This is a genomic window from Dysgonomonas sp. 521 (genome assembly GCF_010501055.1).
Lineage (GTDB): Bacteria > Bacteroidota > Bacteroidia > Bacteroidales > Dysgonomonadaceae > Dysgonomonas.
The window spans coordinates 1-20,450 of the sequence record NZ_QVMO01000024.1; the positions used below are offsets into that span (position 1 = coordinate 1).

Here is a 20,450-nt window from a genome sequence, read left to right on the forward strand (position 1 = left end):
GCTTAAGAAAAAAACGGTAATTTTGTCAGACTAATTTGCACAGTGAGTGGGTGGGTATCACCGGAATCACTGGGTGGGTATCGCCGGAATATGCATTTTATAACGTTTTTGTCATGTACTGTGTAATTGTCTTTAAAAATATATTTGTTTGTTATTTATGCGAATCAAGGGTTAACTGTGCTGTTTTTTGTCCCTTTAGGGACTGAATGTTGGTAGAAAGAAGCTTTAACCGGTTAATTGCGTGCCGTTAGGTACGCAATATCTACAGAACAATTCACATTTTGTACCTGACGGCACAAAAAAACGAATTTCATTCATGTTTCTACCAATATGATGTGCCTAACGGCACATTTAACCCTTGATTAGCATTACTTATGTCAATCAGTAGTTGATAAGTTAAATGTTCTTTAATTTTTTATTCTGCGCGCAATCGCAGATTGCTTACCTTACTTTTGGCCAAAGCTCCAAAAGTAAGCAAAAAAGCATTGCGCCCCGCTTCACCGTACGACCCACCATCGGCTTGCCGGCTGAATGAAGTGATAATGGATTCATCATTCTACAGATTGGCAGACGATACTTAAAAGCGCCCGCACTTCATTCTACGCCGCCTGTACCGGGTGGGTACCCCGTACGCTGGCTAACGGCGCTGGCTGACGCCTGATTTGCAGGGTCTAGCCTCTGTCTTGACGTTGCGTTGCGACTCCGTGCATCTGTTCCGCAGGCGGGGCACCCACCCGGTGCAGGCGGCGTGAAACGGGATGTTGTCCGAGCCGAAGGCGAGTTTCGTCCCGTTTAGCCGGCAAGCCGTTGGTGGGTCGCCGAGGGACAAAGCACTAGCCTTTTGCTTCCTTTTGGGCAATGCCAAAAGGAAGGACAAGCCCGGGAGGGCGCGGCAGTAGGGAGCTGCCACTAATGTATTTAGCCTAGGATAGCCTTTATGTAAAAAATAAAAGAACACATAATTTAAACAAAACGAAATACTGATTCGTATAAGTAATAGGAACGAATATACTAAACATATTTTTCAACTACTGATTCCCATTACTTATGCGAATCAAGGGTTAAATGTGCTATTTTTTGTCCCTTTAGGGACTGAATGTTGGTAGAAAGAAGCTTTAACCGGTTAATTGCGTGCCGTCAGGTACGCAATATCTACAGAACAATTCACATTTTGTACCTGACGGCACAAAAAACGAATTTCATTCATGTTTCTACCAATATGATGTGCCTAACGGCACATTTAACCCTTGATTCGCATTACTTACAGTAAAGTATATAGATACGATAAAAAAAATACCCGGTGTATCTATCATTACACCGGGTATCATATATATTCTTTATCTTTTTCAGAACGAAAAGTCTACTCCAGCCGTGAATACTTTATTCTTCCTTGTATATGATGTAGAAGGGCTGCCTGCAACATCCGCCATCTTGTAATCCGAATAGTCTGTATAGAAATACCCTACATTTATCTGAACATTTTTGGATACATTTACTGCACCCCCGAAGCCTAATGAATACGAATTCACAGAAAAGCTCAAATCAGACTGGAAACCATCTGCCAATCCATATCTTGTTATCTGCCCACCCATACTTACAAGGAACATAGGGTTGATACGGTACTCGACACCAGCCAGGTATTCATTTGTTCCGCCTGTCAGATGTTTCTGTTTTCCTCCTGCCATATCTGCGTCTTTATCAAAGAAATGATGATAACCCACATTTACTGTCAACGGCGCTATAATATCATAAGATGCCCCTATAGTAAAATAAGCAGGTACATCGTGCGCGGTATTTACTCCATCCTTAAATGAATCCAACCCGGCATCTTTATTATACTGAGTCTTATTTTCTACATTAAGGCTGGTTCTGAATTCGTACTTCGCCCCGATATTTAAGCCCTTGTAAGAAAAGTGTACTCCTAAAATAGGTGCGACACCCCAGCCGGATTGTTTAGAATTCAATTCTTTGTCTGCGGTAGAAGCGGCATATTGTTTAAGCATATTTTGTTGTTCTGCGTTCAGCATCGGGTTAGCCGACAGCTGGGTAAAATACTCGGAAGCATTTACCATCTCCCCATTTCCCAGTCCCGGAACCTGAGAGTTCGGATTGATCTTAATATCCCTTATATATCCTTCATATTTATTATGTACGATATTCAATCTGAAACCTGCATAAACGGAAAACATATCATTGATCTTGTAAGTCCCCCCAATCTGTCCGCCAAATATGTAATTCGTCCCTGTCATATAAGTATCATACGCATATTGGTTGCAAGTCAACGGGAGGCTCAAGCTTTCTGCAAATCCTTGTATAGCCGGAGGGATAGCTGCTATAGGAGCCTCAAACATGGAGATACCATCATTGAATGTGGCTTTTCCTCCTCCACCAACGACGGCAAGATTTCCCGAAAGAGCCCAGTTACCTTTACGGTATACAGCCTGCAATGAAGGGATAATAGGCGCGGAGGCTGTACCTTTAAACTGCTTAAAGTCGCTTCCGCCGGAACCTTTATAGGGACTATATGTAGAATTTATAATTCGTTCCTGAAAAGCACTCTGATTACTAAAAGAAAAGTGAAAACCTTCGGCAAGCTTTATCGTACCGGCCGGATTGTAGTATGCGGCGTCGGTCGTAGTAGTCGCTTCCAAAGCCATCAGGCGGGCAAACCTCGCGCTCTGATTCGTATTAGTCAAGATACCTCCGGCAAAAGCAAATGAGGTACTACACAGGGTAAGTATGGCCACTGCCAACGCTTTTTTCTTATTCATTTTGTAAAAAATTATTAAAACAGTGCACAAAGATATAAGGAATATATTAGTTTCAAAAGAAACCATGTTAAAATTATCACTTTATCTTGCTGATTATCAAATATTTGTTGCCTATGCAACTAATATTCAGATTACAACAAACCCATGTTAGATTAACATTTATAAGCTTTTAGCAGAAATAAATATGGGAAATAGAGAATATTGGAAGACAAGCGACCTTGATATTTTTTGAGAAGAATTTAGAGTCTGTTTAAATTTTATAGCAAATTTTTTTTATAGCTATTTTTAGATGGATTTTATCATTTTTGCTAGCAGGTTTAGCGGGCTAAACCAAGAGTAAAAAGGGGAAAATACGCTAAAAAGAGCATAAAAAAATTGCTAAGAACTATTGACCTGAACCTGTAATAAAAATTTTCGCTAAAATTTAAATAGGCTCTTAACTTTATAAAGAAATGATAACAAAGGACATATTTACTACCATAATATCACTAAATCGAAATAAGGTAAATCGAATTATAATTCACCTATCTTGTTTTCAGATGCTTCCAGGGGGGAGCGGCTTGTTTCCTCCCGTATATTTTACCTGCGGGCAACCACAAGGCATTACCTCTACATCGTTCAATAGGATATTGATTTTTGATACGTTGCCCCTAAAAATGAAAAAGTCGGAGCGACTTCTCAGTAAAAAATAATAGATTTGCAAAAACTTATATATTTATATGACTGACTTAACAAAATACTGGTTAAATATATTCCTCTTGTTTATATTTATTCTTTCTTCCTGTTCGACAGAAAATACGAAGAAAAAACTGACATACGAGGGTATCTCCTTCACCTGCCCTGTAAACTGGATAGTGAAAACAAGTACACTACCCGGGGAATCTTATTCGATAAGGGCGCAAAGCGGGAATAACGTATTGTTCATTACATTTACCGATAAAAAAGGTATAAACCCGAAAGATCTGATAGAAGGCTATTTCAGCGAAATAGACAGCACCAAATATCAGTTGAAGACAGAGAATATAACATCTTCAAATTTCGGAAAATATGAAGGTTTGTCTTCCAGATTTACCATTGCAAACCATTCTGTACACGCTTGTGGAAATATGTATGCATTTAAGGAGGGCGAAAAGAGTATATTTATCGTTAAACAAAGCGATACCGAAGAGCACCTGGAACAAAATTTCAAAATAATAGAAGATAGCTTTAATATAGAAGCCGCACAATAATCATTTGAGCAAGAACCCATCATATAACCAGATACTGAAATCCACCACTATTTTTGGAGGGTCGCAGATATTCATTATTCTTGTCGGAATAATCCGTACCAAAATTATAGCCATACTATTGGGGCCTGCCGGAGTAGGCCTTATCGGCATTTATCAATCTATCATTGATATGATGCGCACAGGCTACGGGCTTGGGATGGATACCGCTGGGGTAAGGGAGATAGCCGAAGCAAAGGCAAATGCCGATGATACTACTTTTGGCAAGGTAATATCACGCTTCGGCAAGTGGTTTAGATGGACTGCCGTCTTAGGGTTCTTCTCATGTGCTATCTTCTGTTACCCTATCAGTATATGGGTCTTTGAGGATGACGGGTACGCCCTACTTGTCGCAGCCTTATCCATCTGTGTTTCACTGGCTATACTGACCACGGGGCGCTCTACGATCCTACAGGGGATGAGAAAAATACCCGAACTGGCTAAATCGAATATGCTGGGAAGCATCTTCGGGCTTATCGCGACTGTCCCTATCTATTATACTATCGGACTGGACGGAATAATTCCGGCTTTTATAATAACATGGCTGATTTCCTTCTTTTGTGTAGAATATTATTACAGGAAGCAACGTTTCAATAAAGTTGAAATATCAGGCAAAGAAGCTTTTTATAGCGGATTGAGTACTCTGAAACTCGGTATCTTTATTGTACTTGCCGGACTGATAAGCACCATCAGCATGTTTCTCGTGAGGGCTTATATTACCCGTGAAGATAGCGTAGACACCGCAGGGCTGTTCCAGTCGGCATGGGTAATAACAAATATATACCTGGGGCTGATACTCCGTTCGATGGGTTCGGACTTCTTTCCCCGCCTGTCTGCCATTGCCGGACAAAAGGACAAAGTGAAGCAGCTAATAAACGAACAAAGCTACATTGTTTTAATCATTGCGCCACCCGCTATTACCGGCATGTTGATATTCTCCGATTTTGCATTATCCGTCCTGTATTCGGGCAAATTTACAGGCGCGGGCACTCTCCTTTGCTGGCAACTGACAGGGACATTCTTCAAGGTACTAAGCTGGCCTGTGGCCTTCATTATGCTTGCGAAAAACAGGGGTTTGATATTCTTTATGTCCGAAGTTGCTTATTACGGCGTGTATCTGGCTGCGAGCTACCTGCTATACCCTTACTACGGGCTGGCAGCCGCCGGCATAGGATACCTTATGGCGTATATCGTATATCTGCCGCTTGTACTTATCGTAGGGCATCAGCTTTCGGAGTTCCGGTGGGATAAGAAAACCATACAAATGGCGCTTATTAACCTGATACTTATATGCATTACATTCTATATAGCAACTTATATTCCTGAATATGCGTATCTTGGTACAATACCGTTATTGTGTATTTCGCTGTTGTATGCCTATCTTAATCTAAGGAAGGTTTTTAGCATTTCGGAGTTGAAAGGTTGGTTCAAAAGGAAATGACAGTTAGCGACAAATAACTTGGGGTGTATTTTTTGATATGCAAGCATATCTCAAACTTTTTTAAACACGGAGTAAAGGGAGTTACACGGAGTTTTTCCGCTATAACACATATAGACCAAGTCCTTTTTATCGTTACTTACTTCTTTTTCTTACGTTCCGCTTCTATTTCCTTTACGCGGGGTATTACCAGATTATCTTCTATAAAGGTGTGTGCTTCAAGTTCTTCTTCCGACATATACAGTTCGGTCAGAACGTTTATCATCAGCATCTGGTCGGTAGTTCCGGGTACATATTTCAGCAATATCTGCTTCAGGTCATTCATTTTCCCTTCTATATCGTTATGCCTTTCTTCGAAGATATTGATAGAGTAATGCTTATCGGAATGCTTATCTATCAGTGAATAGACATAAGGGAAAACAGTATCGTCTTCATACTGCATGTGCTCAAAGACCTCTTTCATATAATTGTCGAAGAAGTCGAGGACTACCGTCTGCAAAGCTTTGTCAGTCTCCGGAAATATAAGTTCGAGCTTACGCCTGATATTCGGAAGCCTCCGGTCGAGAAAGTAGCTATGTGAACTCTTGAGGTAACGCAAAAAGGGTGCCAACGGCAACGTACGGAAAGCCTCCTCTATATTGATGATACATTTGTTTGACTGATAATTGGCCAGGAACAGGAAGCAGTCTGTATCGAATTCGTTTTCCCGGCATACCGCGTCTACACTTTTTTCGCCAAATCCCAACGAGATATTCAGCCGGTTGAGAAGTAATAATAAATGATAATCGGCGTCTATCAACTCCGACATCTTCATTTTCTTATTGAATACAATGGTTATATTTTGCATCGCGTAAACGTTTATTCGTCCTGATATTTAATTTCCGAAATATCCACCAGTTTATTTATAATGGCGTAAATAGTCAGGCCTGAGATACTATGAACCTTCAATTTACGCGTTATATTCCTGCGATGGGTAATGGCTGTATGGATAGATATACTATGATAATCCGCTATCTCCTTATTGCTCATCCCCTTTACTACACTTATCAGTATCTCCTTTTCCCTGTCGCTCAGTTCTTCCGTTTCCGACTGGCTGTTCTGTTCTTTTTCAAGGCACTTAAGCAATGTTTCTTCTATCTTAGATTCCGAATCATTGATACGTATTACAGCATCATAAGAACGGTAAAATTGCTCATCGATCAGATTATAAACCAAAGCGATAATGGCTGTTTGCTTATCCAGATTGAGCTGCTGCCGTATATCATGCCGCGAGGTATGCCCCAGCAGCATGGGATTGATAAGTACCGCATCCGGGTTCAGTACATTTATCTGGTAGTTTATATCCTCCATTTCTCTCAATTCTACCACTTTTCCCACACTCGAAAGCTGGGATAAAACATAAACCAGACCTTTACGGATAATATATGAAGTTTCGGCTACAGCCAGAACTTTCTTCGTTTTAGACATCCTTTCCGATAGATTTCTTATATAGAATCATTCTTTATAAGTTACAAATTACGTGATATTTTATTTTATAAACAAATGTTATAGGATGAAGTCGTCTTGACTTTCAACCACAGAGTCGTACAGAGTTTTACGGAGTACAATAATACTATTTGATTCACAACCGATTATGTATTTTTGATAAATTATGTCAATCAGTATTTCGTTTTGTTTAAATTATGTGTTCTTTTATTTTTTACATAAAGGCTATCCTGGGCTAAATACTTTAGTCGTAGCTCCCTACTGCCGTGCCCTCCCGGGCTTGCCCCTTCTTTTGGCATTGCCCAAAAGAAGGCAAAAGGCTAGTGCTTTGTCCCTCGACGACCCACCAACGGCTGGCCGGCTAAACGGGACGAAACTCGCCTTCGGCTCGGACAACATCCCGTTTCACGCCGACTGCACCGGGTGGGTGCCCCGCCTGTGGAACTGATGCACGGAGTCGCAACGCAACGTCAAGACAGAGGATAGACCCTGCAAATCAGGCGTCAGCCAGCGCCGTTAGCAAGCGTACGGGGTACCCACCCGGTGCAGGCGGCGTAGAATGAAGTGCGGGCGCTTTTAAGCATCGTCTGCCAATTATTGCAATGATGAATCTTTCATCACTTCATTCAGCCGACAAACCGATGGTGGGTCGTACGGCGAAGCGGGGCGCAATGCTTTTTTGCTTACTTTTGGAGCTTCGGCCAAAAGTAAGGTAAGCAATCTGCGATTGCGCGCAGATAGAAAAGACCAATTTAAGTAATGGAAAGTATTTATTGCAACATAATTTCCCTCCCTATCATGCTGACGACAGGAAGCATCTCTTGTCACTTTCTCCTTTGAAGAACGGGATCAGGATGACAAAGAGAATGTTGTATTGATTATTATTGATTACTTGCAAAAGGGATAAGTAACTGTTTAAATTTTCTTCGTTCAAATTTTTAGAGATGTTTTAGAGATGCTTTTTTACATACGCTTCGCTCCTGTGACCGTTGGTTGAGTTGAGAGAAAGTAAAAACAGACTGAAAATGAACGAAGAAAAAGGTATAATAAAATATTCGTATAAAATTTAAACAGTTACTTAGAGGTAAATTATTTTATACTTTTTTAGTGATTAATTTGCGTAATTAGCTGATTATGTCTACCTTCGCAACCCGAATAACGCATGAAAAGAAGCTTATTTCGGTGGCAATTTATTGATTGTCATTGAGATAGTTTTGGTTTCCTGTGTTGTTCGTTAGTAAAATGTATAACAAAAACTGAATTAAAAAGTTCTAAAGATTAAAACAACATGCCTACAATTCAACAATTAGTAAGAAAAGGACGGGCGGTTTTGGTTGAAAAGAGTAAGTCTCGTGCTTTGGACGCATGTCCACAGCGTAGAGGTGTGTGTATCCGTGTATACACTACTACTCCTAAGAAACCTAACTCAGCGATGCGTAAGGTAGCACGTGTGCGTTTAACAAACTCAAAAGAGGTAAATGCTTATATACCTGGAGAAGGTCACAATTTGCAGGAACACTCGATTGTGCTTGTTAGAGGTGGCCGTGTGAAAGACCTTCCGGGTGTTCGTTACCACATCGTACGTGGAACATTGGATACCGCTGGTGTAAATGGCCGTACACAACGTCGCTCTAAATACGGAGCAAAACGTCCTAAACCGGGAGCTGCAGCTGCAGGAGCTAAGAAGAAATAATATCTGAAAGTTCATCCCTTAACCGAGATTTTTAATTAAGTATTAAAACGGTTTAAGTTTATTGGATAGGCTATATATGGGTTGAGTAAATGGTTCGGCGGAACCGTTGAAGACATCAGAAAATTGGCAACCAAAAACAAAAACAAAATTTTTTTAAGCAAAAATGAGAAAAGCAAAACCAAAGAAAAGACAGATCCTCCCGGATCCTGTTTTCGGTGATGTAAAGGTTACAAAGTTTGTTAACCACTTAATGTACGATGGTAAAAAATCGACTGCGTTCGATATTTTCTATACAGCATTAGAGATTGTAAAGAAAAAATTACCAAACGAAGAAAAGTCTGCTCTTGAGATATGGAAAGCAGCATTAGATAATGTAACTCCACAAGTAGAAGTGAAGTCTCGCCGTGTAGGTGGTGCAACATTTCAGGTTCCTACCGAAATCCGCCCCGACCGCAAAGAATCAATCTGTATGAAAAATCTTATCCTGTATGCTCGCAAGAGAGGTGGTAAGACTATGGCTGACAAATTGGGCGCGGAAATTACAGATGCATTTAATAGCCAAGGTGGTGCATACAAGAGAAAAGAAGACATGCACAGAATGGCTGAAGCAAACCGTGCATTCGCTCACTTCAGATTTTAACAAAAAGGAAAGAGTTAAAAAACAATGGCAAAATCAATTGAAGATTTAAAATTAACTAGAAATATAGGCATCATGGCTCACATTGATGCCGGTAAAACAACTACCTCCGAACGTATACTATTCTATACCGGGCTTACCTATAAGATTGGAGAGACTCATGATGGAACAGCTACGATGGACTGGATGGATCAGGAACAGGAGCGTGGTATTACAATTACATCTGCTGCAACAACGACAAGCTGGAAGTGTGACGATAAGATGTTCAAAATAAATCTTATAGATACTCCCGGACACGTTGACTTTACAGTAGAAGTAGAGCGCTCGCTGCGTGTACTTGACGGTGCTATCGCCGCTTACGATGCCGTAAGTGGAGTTGAACCTCAGTCGGAAACAGTATGGCGCCAGGCTGACAAATACGATGTGCCTCGTATGTGTTATGTGAATAAGATGGACCGTTCGGGTGCAGACTTCTTTGAAGTAGTGCGCCAGATTAAGGAAATGTTGAACGGAAATCCGTGTCCTATCCAGATCCCTATCGGGGCTGAGGAAAACTTCAAAGGTATCATCGACCTGATCAAAATGAAGGCGATGTACTGGCACGATGAAACTATGGGAGCCGACTACGAGTTGGATCAGATACCTTCCGAATTCTTGGAAGAAGCACAAATGTGGAGAGAGAAGATGCTTGAAAAAGCAGCTGAATGCGACGAAGCTTTGATGGAAAAATTCTTCGATGATCCTTCTACTATCACAGAAGAAGAAATTGTTGCAGCTATTCGCAAAGGAACTCTTTCGATGGATATCAATCCGATGCTTTGTGGATCTTCGTTCAAGAACAAAGGAGTACAGCCACTTTTGGATGCTGTATGTAAGTTTTTGCCAAGCCCTATCGATACACCTTCTATCGAAGGCACAGACCCTAGAAATGGCAATACAATCGCTCGTCATCCAAGCCCGGATGAGCCGATGGCGGCATTGGCATTTAAGATTGCTACAGACCCGTATGTAGGACGTTTGTGCTTCTTCCGTGTTTATTCGGGAGAATTAGCAGCCGGATCGTACGTGTATAACACTCGTTCTGAAAAGAAAGAGCGTATTTCACGTTTATTCCAGATGCACTCAAACAAGCAAAATCCGAAAGAAATGATTGGTTGTGGTGATATAGGCGCAGGAGTCGGATTTAAAGATATCCGCACAGGAGATACACTGTGTGACGAAAACCATCCGATCGTACTTGAGTCGATGGACTTCCCTGAACCGGTTATTGGAATTGCAGTGGAGCCAATCACCCAAAAAGATGTAGATAAATTAGCGAATGGCCTTGCCAAATTATCGGAAGAAGATCCTACATTCCGTGTACATACAGACGAAGATAGCGGACAAACTATCATCGAAGGTATGGGCGAACTTCACCTCGATGTTCTTATCGAACGTTTGAAACGTGAATTTAAGGTAGAATGTAATAAAGGTCGCCCTCAGGTGTCTTATAAAGAAGCGATTACTCAGACAGTTGATCTTCGCGAAGTGTATAAGAAACAAACAGGGGGTCGCGGTAAGTTTGCTGATATTATCGTTAAAGTTGGTCCTACCGATGCCGGATTCGAAGGAGAACTACAATTCATCGATGAAGTAAAAGGTGGTAATATTCCTAAAGAATTTATTCCTTCAATCCAGAAAGGTTTCCTTGCTGCAATGAAGAATGGGGTATTGGCCGGATATGCTTTAGATAAACTGAAAGTTGTCTTGGTTGACGGATCATACCACAATGTGGACTCTGACCAGTTGTCATTTGAGCTTTGCGCCAAACTTGCATTCAGAAACGCATGTGAAAAGGCTGGGCCTACATTGGAAGAACCTATTATGAAACTCGAGGTTGTTACCCCAGAAGAAAGTATGGGTGATGTAATCTCCGACCTGAACAAACGCCGTGGACAGGTAGAAGGTATGGAATCGAGCCGTTCGGGAGCACGTATCGTAAAAGCAAAAGTGCCGTTGGCAGAAATGTTCGGTTACGTGACATCTTTGAGAACGATCACTTCGGGTAGAGCAACGTCAGCAATGACATTCTCTCACTACGAAGAAGTATCACCGTCTATCGCACGTCAGGTATTAACCGAGGTGAAAGGCCGCGTAGATTTGATTAAATAATAAAGTAGACTGCAATTAGTAAATGACTCTTAATTGCAGTCTTCCATATTTAAATAAAAGTCATAATTAATAATTAACTAAAATCAGGAATGAGTCAAAAAATTAGAATTAAACTGAAATCTTACGATTACACACTGGTAGACAAATCTGCCGAGAAAATCGTGAAAACAGTAAAAGCCACAGGTGCAGTAGTGAGCGGTCCTATTCCGTTGCCAACACACAAACGTATTTTTACTGTCAACCGTTCAACTTTCGTTAACAAGAAGTCTCGTGAGCAATTCGAACTGTCTTCTTACAAAAGATTGATCGATATCTACAGTTCTACAGCAAAAACTGTAGACGCGCTGATGAAACTGGAGTTGCCTAGCGGCGTTGAAGTTGAAATCAAAGTTTGATGAATTTTTTATATACAATTAAATAATTTAGAGAAATGCCAGGATTATTAGGAAAGAAAATCGGAATGACATCCGTATTCAGTGCCGAGGGAAAAAATGTTCCATGCACTGTTATCGAAGTGGGTCCTTGTGTTGTTACTCAGGTTAAAACAGCAGAAAAAGACGGTTACGAAGCTGTGCAGATAGGCTTTGTCGAAAAGAAAGACAAGCACACCAGCCAGCCTGAAGCCGGACACTTTAAGAAAGCTGGAGTAACACCTCAAAGGCACTTGGCCGAGTTCAAGTATGAAGAGAAGTACAATCTGGGAGACGTTATTACAGTAGATGGAATGTTCTCAATGGACGATCCTTTTATCGACGTAACAGGACTATCGAAAGGTAAAGGTTTCCAGGGTGTTGTTAAACGCCACGGTTTCCGTGGAGTAGGAGAAGCTACTCTGGGACAGCACAACCGCCTTCGTGCCCCGGGTTCTATCGGAGCTTGTTCGTACCCTGCAAAGGTATTTAAAGGAACAAGAATGGGAGGTCAGATGGGTAACAAACAAGTTACTGTACAAAACCTCGTGATTATAAAAATAATTCCGGAACACAATCTTTTGTTAGTAAAAGGTTCGGTACCGGGATGTAAAGGTTCAATCGTTAGAATAGAAAGATAATGGAACTGAGTGTATTAGATAAGAACGGTAAAGAAACCGGTAAAAAAGTATCATTAAATGATGCTATTTATGGAATTGAGCCTAACGAGCACGTTCTTTGGTTAGATGTGAAACTATACCTTGCAAATCAACGCCAGGGTACACACAAGACCAAAGAAAGAAGTGAGCTCTCAGGTAGTACACGCAAGTTGATCCGTCAGAAAGGTGGAGGTGGTGCCCGCCGTGGTGATATCAATTCACCTGTATTAGTCGGAGGAGCACGCGTATTCGGGCCTAAGCCAAGAGACTATAGCTTCAAGTTGAACAAAAAAGTAAGAGTGCTAGCCCGTAAATCTGCCCTTGCTACCAAAGCAAAAGAAAATCAGATAGTAGTAATCGAAGACCTGTCTTTCGATGCACCAAAAACTAAAGATTTCGTAGCCTTGGCTAAAAATTTACAAGTAGCTGATAAAAAGATACTTCTGGTTTTGCCGGATCAAAATAAAAATGTATATTTGTCGGCTCGTAATTTAGAGAGAGTAAAAGTAGTAAGAGCTTCTGATATAAATACTTATTCAATACTTAACTGTACAAGTTTAGTGTTGGCTGAGTCTTCAGTTGCGATTATAGATAACCTTTTAAAAGCATAAGGAGATAGTACTATGGGAATTTTGATTAAACCAATTTTGACAGAAAAACAAACAATGATCTCGGAAAAATTTCCGAATCGTTATGGTTTTCGTGTTGCTCCAAGTGCAAATAAAGTGGAGATTAAAAAAGCAGTAGAAGAGCTTTACGGTGTGTCGGTTGTATCTGTAAATACAATCAAATACAACGGCAAGCTCAAAAGCCGTTACACTAAAACAGGTGTGATAAAAGGTAAAACTCCTGCATTCAAGAAAGCAATTATCACCCTGAAAGAAGGTGAAAGTATAGACTTTTTTAGTAATATCTAAATAAAAAATGGCAGTACGTAAATTAAAGCCCACAACACCGGGGCAGAGACACAAAATTATTGGTACATTCGAAGAAATCACTGCAAGTGTACCAGAGAAATCCCTTGTAGTCGGTAAAAATGCGTCTGGTGGCCGTAACAATACTGGTAAGATGACTATGCGTTATCTCGGTGGCGGTCATAAGAGAAAATACAGGCTCATAGACTTCAAGAGAACAAAAGACGGAATACCAGCCTCTGTAAAAACAATCGAATACGATCCGAACCGTTCGGCACGTATCGCTTTGTTATATTACGCAGACGGAGCTAAAACTTATATCTTGGCTCCTCAGGGACTGCAAGTCGGTCAAACAGTGATATCCGGAGCAGATGCTGCTCCAGAAGTTGGAAACGCTTTGCCTTTGGCAAAAATTCCAATCGGTACAGTTATTCACAACATCGAACTTCGTCCAGGTCAGGGAGCTAAGATGGTTCGCTCGGCAGGTGCTTTCGCACAGTTAACTTCCCGCGAAGGAAACTATGCGATCATCAAGATGCCTTCGGGAGAAACACGTAAGATCCTTTCTACATGTAAAGCCACTATAGGCAGTGTAGGTAACTCAGACCACGGACTAGAGAAATCAGGTAAAGCCGGTCGTTCGCGTTGGCTTGGCCGCCGTCCTCACAACCGAGGTGTAGTAATGAACCCTGTCGATCACCCAATGGGTGGTGGAGAAGGCCGTGCTTCAGGAGGTCACCCACGTTCGCGTAAGGGATTGTATGCTAAGGGTCTTAAGACTAGGGCTCCTAAGAAACATTCTTCTAAGTACATCATCGAAAGAAGAAAAAAATAATAACCTGATTAATCAATAAGAAATTATGAGTCGTTCGTTAAAAAAAGGCCCGTATATTAATGTTAAGCTTGAGAAAAAAGTCTTGGCTATGAATGAGTCAGGTAAGAAAGCTGTAGTTAAGACATGGGCAAGAGCTTCAATGATATCCCCTGATTTCGTAGGTCACACTATCGCTGTTCACAACGGGAACAAATTTATCCCTGTATATGTGACCGAAAACATGGTAGGCCACAAGTTAGGAGAATTCTCCCTTACACGTACATTCCGTGGACACGGAGGTAACAAGAAAAAATAATTGGAGCAGAAGCCAGTAAATTATTAAAAAGTAAACATTAAAATGGGTAAAAGAAAACATATAGTAGCTGAAGCACGAAAAGAAGCTAATAAGACTATTGCTTTCGCCAAGCTGAATGATGTACCTACTTCTCCACGCAAAATGCGCCTGGTGGCCGACATGATACGTGGAATGGAAGCATTCAGGGCTCTTGGTGTATTGAAATACTCAAACAAAGAAGCTGCTGCTAGAATAGAAAAACTATTACGCTCTGCTATCGCAAACTGGGAAGCCAAGAATGAGCGTAAAGCAGAAAGTGGTGAATTGTATGTATCGTTGATCAACGTAGACGGAGGCGCAATGCTGAAAAGAATGCGCCCTGCGCCACAAGGAAGAGGTTACAGAATACGTAAGCGTTCAAACCATGTAACACTTCACGTTGATACACTTAATAAAGAAAATCAAAATTAATTAGCAGATGGGACAAAAAGTAAATCCAATAGCAAATCGTTTAGGTATCATCCGTGGATGGGATTCTAACTGGTATGGAGGCAAAAGATATGGAAATACCCTGTTAGAAGACAGCAAAATCCGTAAATATCTGAATGCCCGTCTGGCTAAAGCGAGTGTATCACGCATCGTGATCGAGCGTACATTGAAACTGGTAACTATCACAGTTTGTACAGCACGTCCGGGTATCATCATCGGTAAAGGCGGACAAGAAGTAGACAAGCTGAAAGAAGAGTTAAAGAAGATTACAGATAAAGATATCCAGATCAATATCTTTGAAATCAAAAAACCGGAGTTGGATGCAGTTATCGTTGCCAACAACGTAGCACGTCAGGTAGAAGGCAAAATCGCTTACCGCCGCGCTATCAAAATGGCAATAGCTTCAACGATGAGAATGGGTGCCGAAGGTATCAAAATCCAAATATCAGGCCGTCTCAACGGAGCTGAAATGGCTCGTTCCGAGATGTATAAAGAAGGACGTACTCCACTTCATACATTCCGTGCCGATATCGATTATGCACACGCCGAAGCACTTACAAAAGTTGGTCTGATAGGTATCAAAGTATGGATTTGCCGTGGAGAAGTTTACGGCAAGAAAGACCTTGCCCCTTCATTTGTAGCATCTAAAGACGGAGGTCACTCTAACAACAGAGGTGGAGGCGACCGTCGTAACGATAGAAACGACAGAGGAGACGGAAAAGGTTTCAAGAGAAATAAGAGAAAGTAATTAAAAAAACGTTTGAAGTAAAATGTTACAACCGAAGAAAACAAAATTCAGAAGACAGCAAAAAGGTCGTATGAAAGGCATCGCTCAGAGAGGGCATGAATTGGCTTTCGGTTCGTTTGGCATCAAAACCCTGGAAAACAAATGGATTACAGGGCGCCAGATAGAAGCGGCCCGTATTGCAGTAACTCGTTACATGCAGCGTCAAGGGCAAGTTTGGGTTAGAATTTTCCCTGACAAACCTATCACTAAGAAACCTGCCGAAGTACGTATGGGTAAAGGTAAGGGATCGCCGGAAGGTTTCGTTGCACCGGTTACACCAGGTAGAATCATTTTCGAAATCGAAGGTGTATCTTATGATGTGGCAAAAGAAGCATTGCGCCTTGCAGCACAAAAGCTTCCTGTGACTACAAAATTTGTAGTACGCAGAGATTATGACTTAACTCAAAACGCTTAAGAAGTATGAAAATTGCAGAAGTAAGAGAACTTTCCGACAAAGAATTGAACGAAAGATTAGATGCTGAAAGAACAGCGTTAAACCAAATGGTGTTGAACCACAGTGTATCTCCATTGGATAATCCGACTAAAATTAAGGAAAAACGCCGCGATATCGCACGCTTCCTTACAGAGTTGCGCCAAAGAGAACTAAAAAAATAATTAAGAGCTGATGGAAACGAGAAATTTAAGAAAAGAAAGATTCGGGGTCGTTTTCAGTAACAAGATGGATAAAACCATCACTGTAGCTGTAAAATGGAAAGAAAAACACCCTATTTATGGAAAATTCGTTAACAAAACGAAGAAATATCACGCTCACGACGAAAAGAACGAGTGCAACATCGGCGACACTGTGCGCATCATGGAAACTCGTCCGTTGAGTAAAACTAAGAGATGGAGATTAATAGAAATAATCGAAAGGGCTAAATAATTATGATACAACAAGAATCAAGACTAGTAGTTACTGATAACAGTGGAGCTAGAGAATGCTTATGTATCCGCGTATTAGGCGGTACAAGAAGACGTTATGCGTCTGTAGGGGATGTGATTGTGGTTGCTATCAAAAATGTAATCCCTTCGAGTGATATTAAGAAAGGTGCTGTAACAAGAGCAATTATCGTACGTACGAAAAAAGAAATCCGCCGTCAGGACGGTTCTTATATCCGTTTCGATGATAATGCTTGCGTATTATTGAACGCAGCAGGTGAAATCAGAGGAAGCCGTATTTTCGGACCAGTTGCACGCGAACTCCGCTCAACTAACATGAAAATAGTTTCATTGGCACCAGAGGTACTATAATTCAAAAAACTAAAAAGCAATGAGTAAATTACATATCAAAAAAGGCGATATAGTTTATGTGAATACTGGTGTCGATAAAGGTAAAACCGGTCGTGTGCTGAAAGTCATCGTTGACAAACAACGCGCCATCGTAGAAGGCCTGAACATGGTATCCAAACATACTAAGCCTAATGCTAAAAGCCCTCAGGGTGGAATAGAAAAGAAAGAAGCTGCTATTCATATCTCTAACCTGAACGTGGTAGACCCTAAATCGGGTAAACCTACACGTATCGGTCGTAAATTGGTAGATGGCAAGCTAGTACGTTACGCTAAAAAATCAGGGGAGGAAATTAAATAATGAGCAATACAACAACTCTTAAAACAGATTATAAAGACCGTATTGTTGCTTCTTTGATGAAAGAATTCGGTTATAAGTCGACAATGCAGGTACCTGTATTGAAAAAAATCGTTATCAACCAAGGTCTTGGAATCGCCGTAGCAGATAAGAAAATTATCGAAACAGCCATTAACGAAATCACAACTATAACAGGACAAAAAGCCGTAGCAACATACTCAAAAAAGGATATCTCAAACTTCAAGTTGCGTAAAAAAATGCCAATCGGTGTGATGGTTACATTACGTCACGACAAGATGTATGAATTCCTTGAAAGACTTGTACGTGTAGCCCTTCCTCGTATCCGCGACTTCAAAGGTATCGAAAGCAAGCTTGACGGACGCGGAAACTATACACTGGGTATCGATGAGCAGATAATCTTCCCTGAAATTAATATCGACAACATTAGCCGTATTCTGGGAATGAATATTACCTTTGTAACTTCCGCCAAAACGGATGAAGAAGGGTACGCTCTACTAAGAGAGTTCGGACTACCATTTAAGAACGCAAAAAAAGAATTGATATAAGATGGCAAAAGAATCAATGAAAGCCCGTGAGGTGAAAAGAGCAAAACTGGTTGCCAAATACGCAGCTAAAAGAGCGCAGCTAAAAGCCGATGGCGATTACGAAGCGCTGCAAGCTCTGCCTAAGAATGCTTCTCCTGTACGTATGCACAACCGTTGCAGCCTTACAGGCCGTCCAAAAGGCTATATCCGCCAGTTTGGAATTTCCCGTATCCAATTCAGGGAAATGGCATCCAAAGGATTAATACCGGGAGTAAAGAAAGCGAGCTGGTAACAAATACAGGAATGAAGAATTATAAATTGAGAATGAAGAATTGATGCTATTCAATATTCCAAATTTATAATTCTTAATTCATCATTTATAATTATTTTAAATATTGTCCCGGTTTTGCGGGATTAATTTAAATCATTTAATCATGACAGATCCAATAGCAGATTATTTGACGCGTGTAAGAAACGCCATCATGGCTGGCCACAGAGTTGTAGAAATTCCGGCGTCAAATTTGAAAAGAGAAATTACAAAAATTCTCATGGAAAAAGGCTACATTCTTAACTATAAGTTTGTAGAAGAGGGTCCTCAGGGTTCAATTAAAATTGCCTTGAAGTACGACCCTGTAAATAAAGTAAACGCGATTAAGAAATTGATTCGCGTATCTTCTCCAGGTCTACGTAAGTATGTAGGGTATAAAGATATGCCTCGTGTCCTTAACGGACTGGGCATAGCTGTAGTATCTACCTCGAAAGGAGTGATGACAGACAAGGAAGCTCGCGAACTCAAAGTCGGTGGCGAAGTAATGTGTTATGTTTATTAATTAAGAGGGAGGATATTAAGTTATGTCAAGAATAGGAAAATTACCCATAAATCTTCCAGCCGGAGTAACAGTTACTGTTGGCAAGGATAATAAGGTTACAGTAAAAGGACCAAAAGGAGAACTATCGCAAGAAGTTAATACTGATATCAAAGTCTCTATTGAAGATGGTGTGTTGTCAGTAACACGTCCGTCTGACGAAAAAGCACATCGTTCTTTACACGGATTGTACAGATCGTTGCTTAACAACATGATTGTTGGAGTTTCTGAAGGATATCGCAAAGAGCTCGAATTAGTAGGGGTTGGTTACCGTGCATCAAATGCAGGTCAGCTTCTGGAACTATCTTTAGGATTTACACACAACATCCACATGATGCTGCCTCCCGAAGTGAAACTGGAAACCAAGTCGGAGAGAAATAAAAACCCTCTAATTATACTTGAATCTTGTGATAAACAGCTGATAGGTCAGATTTGTGCGAAAATACGCTCATTCCGTAAACCAGAACCTTACAAAGGCAAAGGTATACGTTTTGTTGGCGAAGTTGTCCGTCGCAAATCAGGTAAGGCCGCAGGTAAATAATTCATAAACTGTAGTAATCATGGTAACAAAGACAGATAGAAGAAATAAAATAAAGTTGCGTGTACGTGGCAAGATCCACGGGACTACCGAACGTCCACGCCTGACAGTATTCAGAAGCAATAAGCAAATTTACGCGCAAGTTATCGACGATTTGACAGGTAAAACTTTGGCGGCTGCATCTTCTCTGAAAATGACAGAGAAAGCACCTAAAAAAGAAATAGCTGCTAAAGTTGGTGAACTTATCGCTAAAAGCGCTCAGGAAGCTGGAATCACAACTGTGGTATTCGACCGTAACGGTTATTTATATCATGGCAGAATTAAAGAATTGGCAGATGCTGCCCGTAAAGGTGGACTTAAATTTTAATAGAAATGGCAGGAGTTAACAATAGAGTAAAATCGACTAACGACATCGAGTTAAAAGATAGACTAGTAGCTATCAACCGTGTTACCAAAGTAACAAAGGGTGGTCGTACATTCAGCTTTGCTGCTATCGTAGTTGTAGGTAATGAAGATGGCATAGTAGGCTGGGGTCTGGGTAAAGCCGGTGAAGTAACAACAGCCATTGCTAAAGGAGTTGAAGCTGCAAAGAAAAACCTTATCAAAGTTCCTATCCTTAAAGGAACAGTTCCTCACGAGCAACTAGCTCGCTTCGGAGGTTCCGAGGTGATGCTTCGTCCGGCTGCTCCCGGTACAGGGGTTAAGGCAGGAGGTGCGATGCGTGCTGTGCTTGAGAGTGTTGGAGTAACAGACGTATTGGCAAAATCGAAAGGTTCGTCAAACCCTCACAACCTTGTGAAGGCTACTATCGAAGCCTTAGGAGAGCTGAGAGACGCGTACACTGTAGCTCAGAACAGAGGTATTTCTATGGAAAAAGTGTTTAAAGGTTAATTTGCAAAGAAAATTTATTATGGCAAAAATTAAAATTAAACAAGTAAAAAGCAGAATCAAATGTCCTAAAGACCAAAAGCTGACATTAGACGCTTTGGGTCTTAGAAAATTGAATCGTGTTGTCGAACACGAAGATACACCTGCTATCAGAGGTATGATCAACAAGGTAAGCCATTTGGTTACTGTTGTAGAGTAAATTAGTTTATAAGATAAAAAA

At 40.9% G+C, this 20,450-nt stretch carries 29 protein-coding genes; 26 read left to right on the plus strand and 3 right to left on the minus strand.

The genetic code is table 11. The features are described 5' to 3' along the window. The first annotated feature begins 452 nt into the window (after positions 1-452). The gene (locus tag D0T84_RS22895; RefSeq protein WP_255495276.1) at positions 453-581 is read left to right on the plus strand and encodes a hypothetical protein; all 129 of its coding nucleotides are present in this window, start codon (positions 453-455) and stop codon (positions 579-581) included. Between the two features lie 765 nt (positions 582-1,346). Here the strand turns inward: D0T84_RS22895 and D0T84_RS08795 are convergent. After that, on the minus strand, positions 1,347-2,771 hold the full coding sequence (locus tag D0T84_RS08795; RefSeq protein WP_163307514.1) for an OmpP1/FadL family transporter: 1,425 nt from the start codon (positions 2,769-2,771) through the stop codon (positions 1,347-1,349). Positions 2,772-3,490: 719 nt separating this feature from the next. Here D0T84_RS08795 and D0T84_RS08800 point away from each other — a divergent pair. Together D0T84_RS08800 and D0T84_RS08805 are read left to right on the plus strand one after the other, a co-directional pair. Next, the gene (locus D0T84_RS08800) at positions 3,491-4,000 is read left to right on the plus strand and encodes a hypothetical protein (RefSeq protein WP_163307515.1); all 510 of its coding nucleotides are present in this window, start codon (positions 3,491-3,493) and stop codon (positions 3,998-4,000) included. A gap of 4 nt (positions 4,001-4,004) precedes the next feature. Continuing rightward, complete coding sequence (locus D0T84_RS08805) at positions 4,005-5,477, plus strand: O-antigen translocase (RefSeq protein WP_163307516.1); 1,473 nt, start codon at positions 4,005-4,007, stop codon at positions 5,475-5,477. A gap of 136 nt (positions 5,478-5,613) precedes the next feature. Here D0T84_RS08805 and D0T84_RS08810 read toward each other — a convergent pair whose 3' ends face one another. Further along, the gene (locus D0T84_RS08810; RefSeq protein WP_163307517.1) at positions 5,614-6,321 is read right to left on the minus strand and encodes a hemerythrin domain-containing protein; all 708 of its coding nucleotides are present in this window, start codon (positions 6,319-6,321) and stop codon (positions 5,614-5,616) included. Positions 6,322-6,332: 11 nt separating this feature from the next. Further along, positions 6,333-6,941, minus strand: coding sequence for a response regulator transcription factor (locus D0T84_RS08815; RefSeq protein WP_163307518.1), 609 nt, complete (start codon positions 6,939-6,941; stop codon positions 6,333-6,335). A gap of 1,306 nt (positions 6,942-8,247) precedes the next feature. Here D0T84_RS08815 and rpsL point away from each other — a divergent pair. The 23 genes from rpsL (at position 8,248) to rpmD (ending at position 20,429) form a co-directional block, all read left to right on the plus strand. Continuing rightward, positions 8,248-8,652 carry a 30S ribosomal protein S12 gene (gene rpsL, locus D0T84_RS08820; RefSeq protein ID WP_163307519.1) on the plus strand — a complete coding sequence of 135 codons (405 nt, stop codon included), beginning with the start codon at positions 8,248-8,250 and terminating at the stop codon, positions 8,650-8,652. A gap of 163 nt (positions 8,653-8,815) precedes the next feature. Continuing rightward, entirely contained in the window at positions 8,816-9,292 is a 477-nt protein-coding gene (gene rpsG / locus D0T84_RS08825; protein ID WP_163307520.1) for a 30S ribosomal protein S7, read from the plus strand. Positions 9,293-9,316: 24 nt separating this feature from the next. Next, the gene (fusA, locus tag D0T84_RS08830) at positions 9,317-11,440 is read left to right on the plus strand and encodes an elongation factor G (protein WP_163307521.1); all 2,124 of its coding nucleotides are present in this window, start codon (positions 9,317-9,319) and stop codon (positions 11,438-11,440) included. Between the two features lie 89 nt (positions 11,441-11,529). Continuing rightward, positions 11,530-11,835 carry a 30S ribosomal protein S10 gene (rpsJ, locus tag D0T84_RS08835; RefSeq protein ID WP_006841785.1) on the plus strand — a complete coding sequence of 102 codons (306 nt, stop codon included), beginning with the start codon at positions 11,530-11,532 and terminating at the stop codon, positions 11,833-11,835. A gap of 35 nt (positions 11,836-11,870) precedes the next feature. Then, positions 11,871-12,491: a 50S ribosomal protein L3 gene (gene rplC / locus D0T84_RS08840; protein WP_163307522.1), complete on the plus strand. Its 621-nt coding sequence runs from the start codon at positions 11,871-11,873 to the stop codon at positions 12,489-12,491. Next, positions 12,491-13,120 carry a 50S ribosomal protein L4 gene (gene rplD, locus D0T84_RS08845; RefSeq protein ID WP_163307523.1) on the plus strand — a complete coding sequence of 210 codons (630 nt, stop codon included), beginning with the start codon at positions 12,491-12,493 and terminating at the stop codon, positions 13,118-13,120. The genes rplC and rplD overlap by 1 nt, the downstream gene beginning before the upstream one ends. Positions 13,121-13,132: 12 nt before the next feature. Continuing rightward, positions 13,133-13,426 carry a 50S ribosomal protein L23 gene (gene rplW / locus D0T84_RS08850; RefSeq protein WP_163307524.1) on the plus strand — a complete coding sequence of 98 codons (294 nt, stop codon included), beginning with the start codon at positions 13,133-13,135 and terminating at the stop codon, positions 13,424-13,426. Positions 13,427-13,433: 7 nt separating this feature from the next. Then, entirely contained in the window at positions 13,434-14,258 is an 825-nt protein-coding gene (rplB, locus tag D0T84_RS08855) for a 50S ribosomal protein L2 (protein ID WP_163307525.1), read from the plus strand. Between the two features lie 25 nt (positions 14,259-14,283). Next, the gene (rpsS, locus tag D0T84_RS08860; RefSeq protein ID WP_006800257.1) at positions 14,284-14,553 is read left to right on the plus strand and encodes a 30S ribosomal protein S19; all 270 of its coding nucleotides are present in this window, start codon (positions 14,284-14,286) and stop codon (positions 14,551-14,553) included. A gap of 42 nt (positions 14,554-14,595) precedes the next feature. Beyond that, on the plus strand, positions 14,596-15,003 hold the full coding sequence (gene rplV / locus D0T84_RS08865; RefSeq protein WP_163307526.1) for a 50S ribosomal protein L22: 408 nt from the start codon (positions 14,596-14,598) through the stop codon (positions 15,001-15,003). Positions 15,004-15,010: 7 nt separating this feature from the next. Then, positions 15,011-15,769 carry a 30S ribosomal protein S3 gene (gene rpsC, locus D0T84_RS08870; protein ID WP_163307527.1) on the plus strand — a complete coding sequence of 253 codons (759 nt, stop codon included), beginning with the start codon at positions 15,011-15,013 and terminating at the stop codon, positions 15,767-15,769. Between the two features lie 22 nt (positions 15,770-15,791). Continuing rightward, positions 15,792-16,223: a 50S ribosomal protein L16 gene (rplP, locus tag D0T84_RS08875; RefSeq protein ID WP_006841792.1), complete on the plus strand. Its 432-nt coding sequence runs from the start codon at positions 15,792-15,794 to the stop codon at positions 16,221-16,223. Between the two features lie 5 nt (positions 16,224-16,228). Next, positions 16,229-16,423, plus strand: coding sequence for a 50S ribosomal protein L29 (gene rpmC / locus D0T84_RS08880; protein WP_163307528.1), 195 nt, complete (start codon positions 16,229-16,231; stop codon positions 16,421-16,423). A gap of 10 nt (positions 16,424-16,433) precedes the next feature. Beyond that, positions 16,434-16,691 (plus strand): 30S ribosomal protein S17, encoded by a 258-nt coding sequence (rpsQ, locus tag D0T84_RS08885; protein ID WP_006800252.1) that lies wholly within the window; start codon positions 16,434-16,436, stop codon positions 16,689-16,691. 2 nt (positions 16,692-16,693) lie between these two features. Next, a complete protein-coding gene (gene rplN / locus D0T84_RS08890; RefSeq protein WP_163307529.1) occupies positions 16,694-17,059 on the plus strand; it encodes a 50S ribosomal protein L14 in 366 nt (121 codons plus the stop codon). 19 nt (positions 17,060-17,078) lie between these two features. Then, a complete protein-coding gene (rplX, locus tag D0T84_RS08895) occupies positions 17,079-17,396 on the plus strand; it encodes a 50S ribosomal protein L24 (RefSeq protein ID WP_163307530.1) in 318 nt (105 codons plus the stop codon). Next, positions 17,396-17,959, plus strand: a complete 564-nt coding sequence (gene rplE / locus D0T84_RS08900) for a 50S ribosomal protein L5 (RefSeq protein ID WP_163307531.1) — start codon at positions 17,396-17,398, stop codon at positions 17,957-17,959. The genes rplX and rplE overlap by 1 nt, the downstream gene beginning before the upstream one ends. Before the next feature lies 1 nt (position 17,960). Beyond that, positions 17,961-18,230 (plus strand): 30S ribosomal protein S14, encoded by a 270-nt coding sequence (gene rpsN, locus D0T84_RS08905; RefSeq protein ID WP_163307532.1) that lies wholly within the window; start codon positions 17,961-17,963, stop codon positions 18,228-18,230. Positions 18,231-18,372: 142 nt separating this feature from the next. Then, positions 18,373-18,768, plus strand: coding sequence for a 30S ribosomal protein S8 (gene rpsH / locus D0T84_RS08910; protein ID WP_163307533.1), 396 nt, complete (start codon positions 18,373-18,375; stop codon positions 18,766-18,768). A gap of 22 nt (positions 18,769-18,790) precedes the next feature. After that, positions 18,791-19,345: a 50S ribosomal protein L6 gene (rplF, locus tag D0T84_RS08915; RefSeq protein WP_163307534.1), complete on the plus strand. Its 555-nt coding sequence runs from the start codon at positions 18,791-18,793 to the stop codon at positions 19,343-19,345. Positions 19,346-19,364: 19 nt separating this feature from the next. Then, complete coding sequence (rplR, locus tag D0T84_RS08920; protein ID WP_163307535.1) at positions 19,365-19,709, plus strand: 50S ribosomal protein L18; 345 nt, start codon at positions 19,365-19,367, stop codon at positions 19,707-19,709. Between the two features lie 5 nt (positions 19,710-19,714). Further along, complete coding sequence (rpsE, locus tag D0T84_RS08925; protein ID WP_163307536.1) at positions 19,715-20,233, plus strand: 30S ribosomal protein S5; 519 nt, start codon at positions 19,715-19,717, stop codon at positions 20,231-20,233. Positions 20,234-20,252: 19 nt separating this feature from the next. Further along, positions 20,253-20,429 carry a 50S ribosomal protein L30 gene (rpmD, locus tag D0T84_RS08930; protein ID WP_163307537.1) on the plus strand — a complete coding sequence of 59 codons (177 nt, stop codon included), beginning with the start codon at positions 20,253-20,255 and terminating at the stop codon, positions 20,427-20,429. Positions 20,430-20,450: the final 21 nt, after the last annotated feature.

Bases quoted from the DNA above. Each gene is read 5' to 3' on its own strand.
- rplX (WP_163307530.1), top strand. From the start codon at position 17,079: ATGAGTAAATTACATATCAAAAAAGGCGATATAGTTTATGTGAATACT.
- rplB (WP_163307525.1), top strand. From the start codon at position 13,434: ATGGCAGTACGTAAATTAAAGCCCACAACACCGGGGCAGAGACACAAA.
- rplP (WP_006841792.1), top strand. From the start codon at position 15,792: ATGTTACAACCGAAGAAAACAAAATTCAGAAGACAGCAAAAAGGTCGT.
- rpsL (WP_163307519.1), top strand. From the start codon at position 8,248: ATGCCTACAATTCAACAATTAGTAAGAAAAGGACGGGCGGTTTTGGTT.
- D0T84_RS08795 (WP_163307514.1), bottom strand. From the start codon at position 2,771: ATGAATAAGAAAAAAGCGTTGGCAGTGGCCATACTTACCCTGTGTAGT.
- rpsE (WP_163307536.1), top strand. From the start codon at position 19,715: ATGGCAGGAGTTAACAATAGAGTAAAATCGACTAACGACATCGAGTTA.
- rplW (WP_163307524.1), top strand. From the start codon at position 13,133: ATGGGAATTTTGATTAAACCAATTTTGACAGAAAAACAAACAATGATC.
- rpmD (WP_163307537.1), top strand. From the start codon at position 20,253: ATGGCAAAAATTAAAATTAAACAAGTAAAAAGCAGAATCAAATGTCCT.
- rplE (WP_163307531.1), top strand. From the start codon at position 17,396: ATGAGCAATACAACAACTCTTAAAACAGATTATAAAGACCGTATTGTT.
- rpsH (WP_163307533.1), top strand. From the start codon at position 18,373: ATGACAGATCCAATAGCAGATTATTTGACGCGTGTAAGAAACGCCATC.
- rpsS (WP_006800257.1), top strand. From the start codon at position 14,284: ATGAGTCGTTCGTTAAAAAAAGGCCCGTATATTAATGTTAAGCTTGAG.
- rplN (WP_163307529.1), top strand. From the start codon at position 16,694: ATGATACAACAAGAATCAAGACTAGTAGTTACTGATAACAGTGGAGCT.
- rpsQ (WP_006800252.1), top strand. From the start codon at position 16,434: ATGGAAACGAGAAATTTAAGAAAAGAAAGATTCGGGGTCGTTTTCAGT.
- D0T84_RS08815 (WP_163307518.1), bottom strand. From the start codon at position 6,941: ATGTCTAAAACGAAGAAAGTTCTGGCTGTAGCCGAAACTTCATATATT.
- rplF (WP_163307534.1), top strand. From the start codon at position 18,791: ATGTCAAGAATAGGAAAATTACCCATAAATCTTCCAGCCGGAGTAACA.
- rplR (WP_163307535.1), top strand. From the start codon at position 19,365: ATGGTAACAAAGACAGATAGAAGAAATAAAATAAAGTTGCGTGTACGT.
- rpsN (WP_163307532.1), top strand. From the start codon at position 17,961: ATGGCAAAAGAATCAATGAAAGCCCGTGAGGTGAAAAGAGCAAAACTG.
- rpsJ (WP_006841785.1), top strand. From the start codon at position 11,530: ATGAGTCAAAAAATTAGAATTAAACTGAAATCTTACGATTACACACTG.
- rpsG (WP_163307520.1), top strand. From the start codon at position 8,816: ATGAGAAAAGCAAAACCAAAGAAAAGACAGATCCTCCCGGATCCTGTT.
- rplC (WP_163307522.1), top strand. From the start codon at position 11,871: ATGCCAGGATTATTAGGAAAGAAAATCGGAATGACATCCGTATTCAGT.
- rplD (WP_163307523.1), top strand. From the start codon at position 12,491: ATGGAACTGAGTGTATTAGATAAGAACGGTAAAGAAACCGGTAAAAAA.
- rplV (WP_163307526.1), top strand. From the start codon at position 14,596: ATGGGTAAAAGAAAACATATAGTAGCTGAAGCACGAAAAGAAGCTAAT.
- fusA (WP_163307521.1), top strand. From the start codon at position 9,317: ATGGCAAAATCAATTGAAGATTTAAAATTAACTAGAAATATAGGCATC.
- rpsC (WP_163307527.1), top strand. From the start codon at position 15,011: ATGGGACAAAAAGTAAATCCAATAGCAAATCGTTTAGGTATCATCCGT.
- rpmC (WP_163307528.1), top strand. From the start codon at position 16,229: ATGAAAATTGCAGAAGTAAGAGAACTTTCCGACAAAGAATTGAACGAA.
- D0T84_RS08810 (WP_163307517.1), bottom strand. From the start codon at position 6,321: ATGCAAAATATAACCATTGTATTCAATAAGAAAATGAAGATGTCGGAG.
- D0T84_RS08800 (WP_163307515.1), top strand. From the start codon at position 3,491: ATGACTGACTTAACAAAATACTGGTTAAATATATTCCTCTTGTTTATA.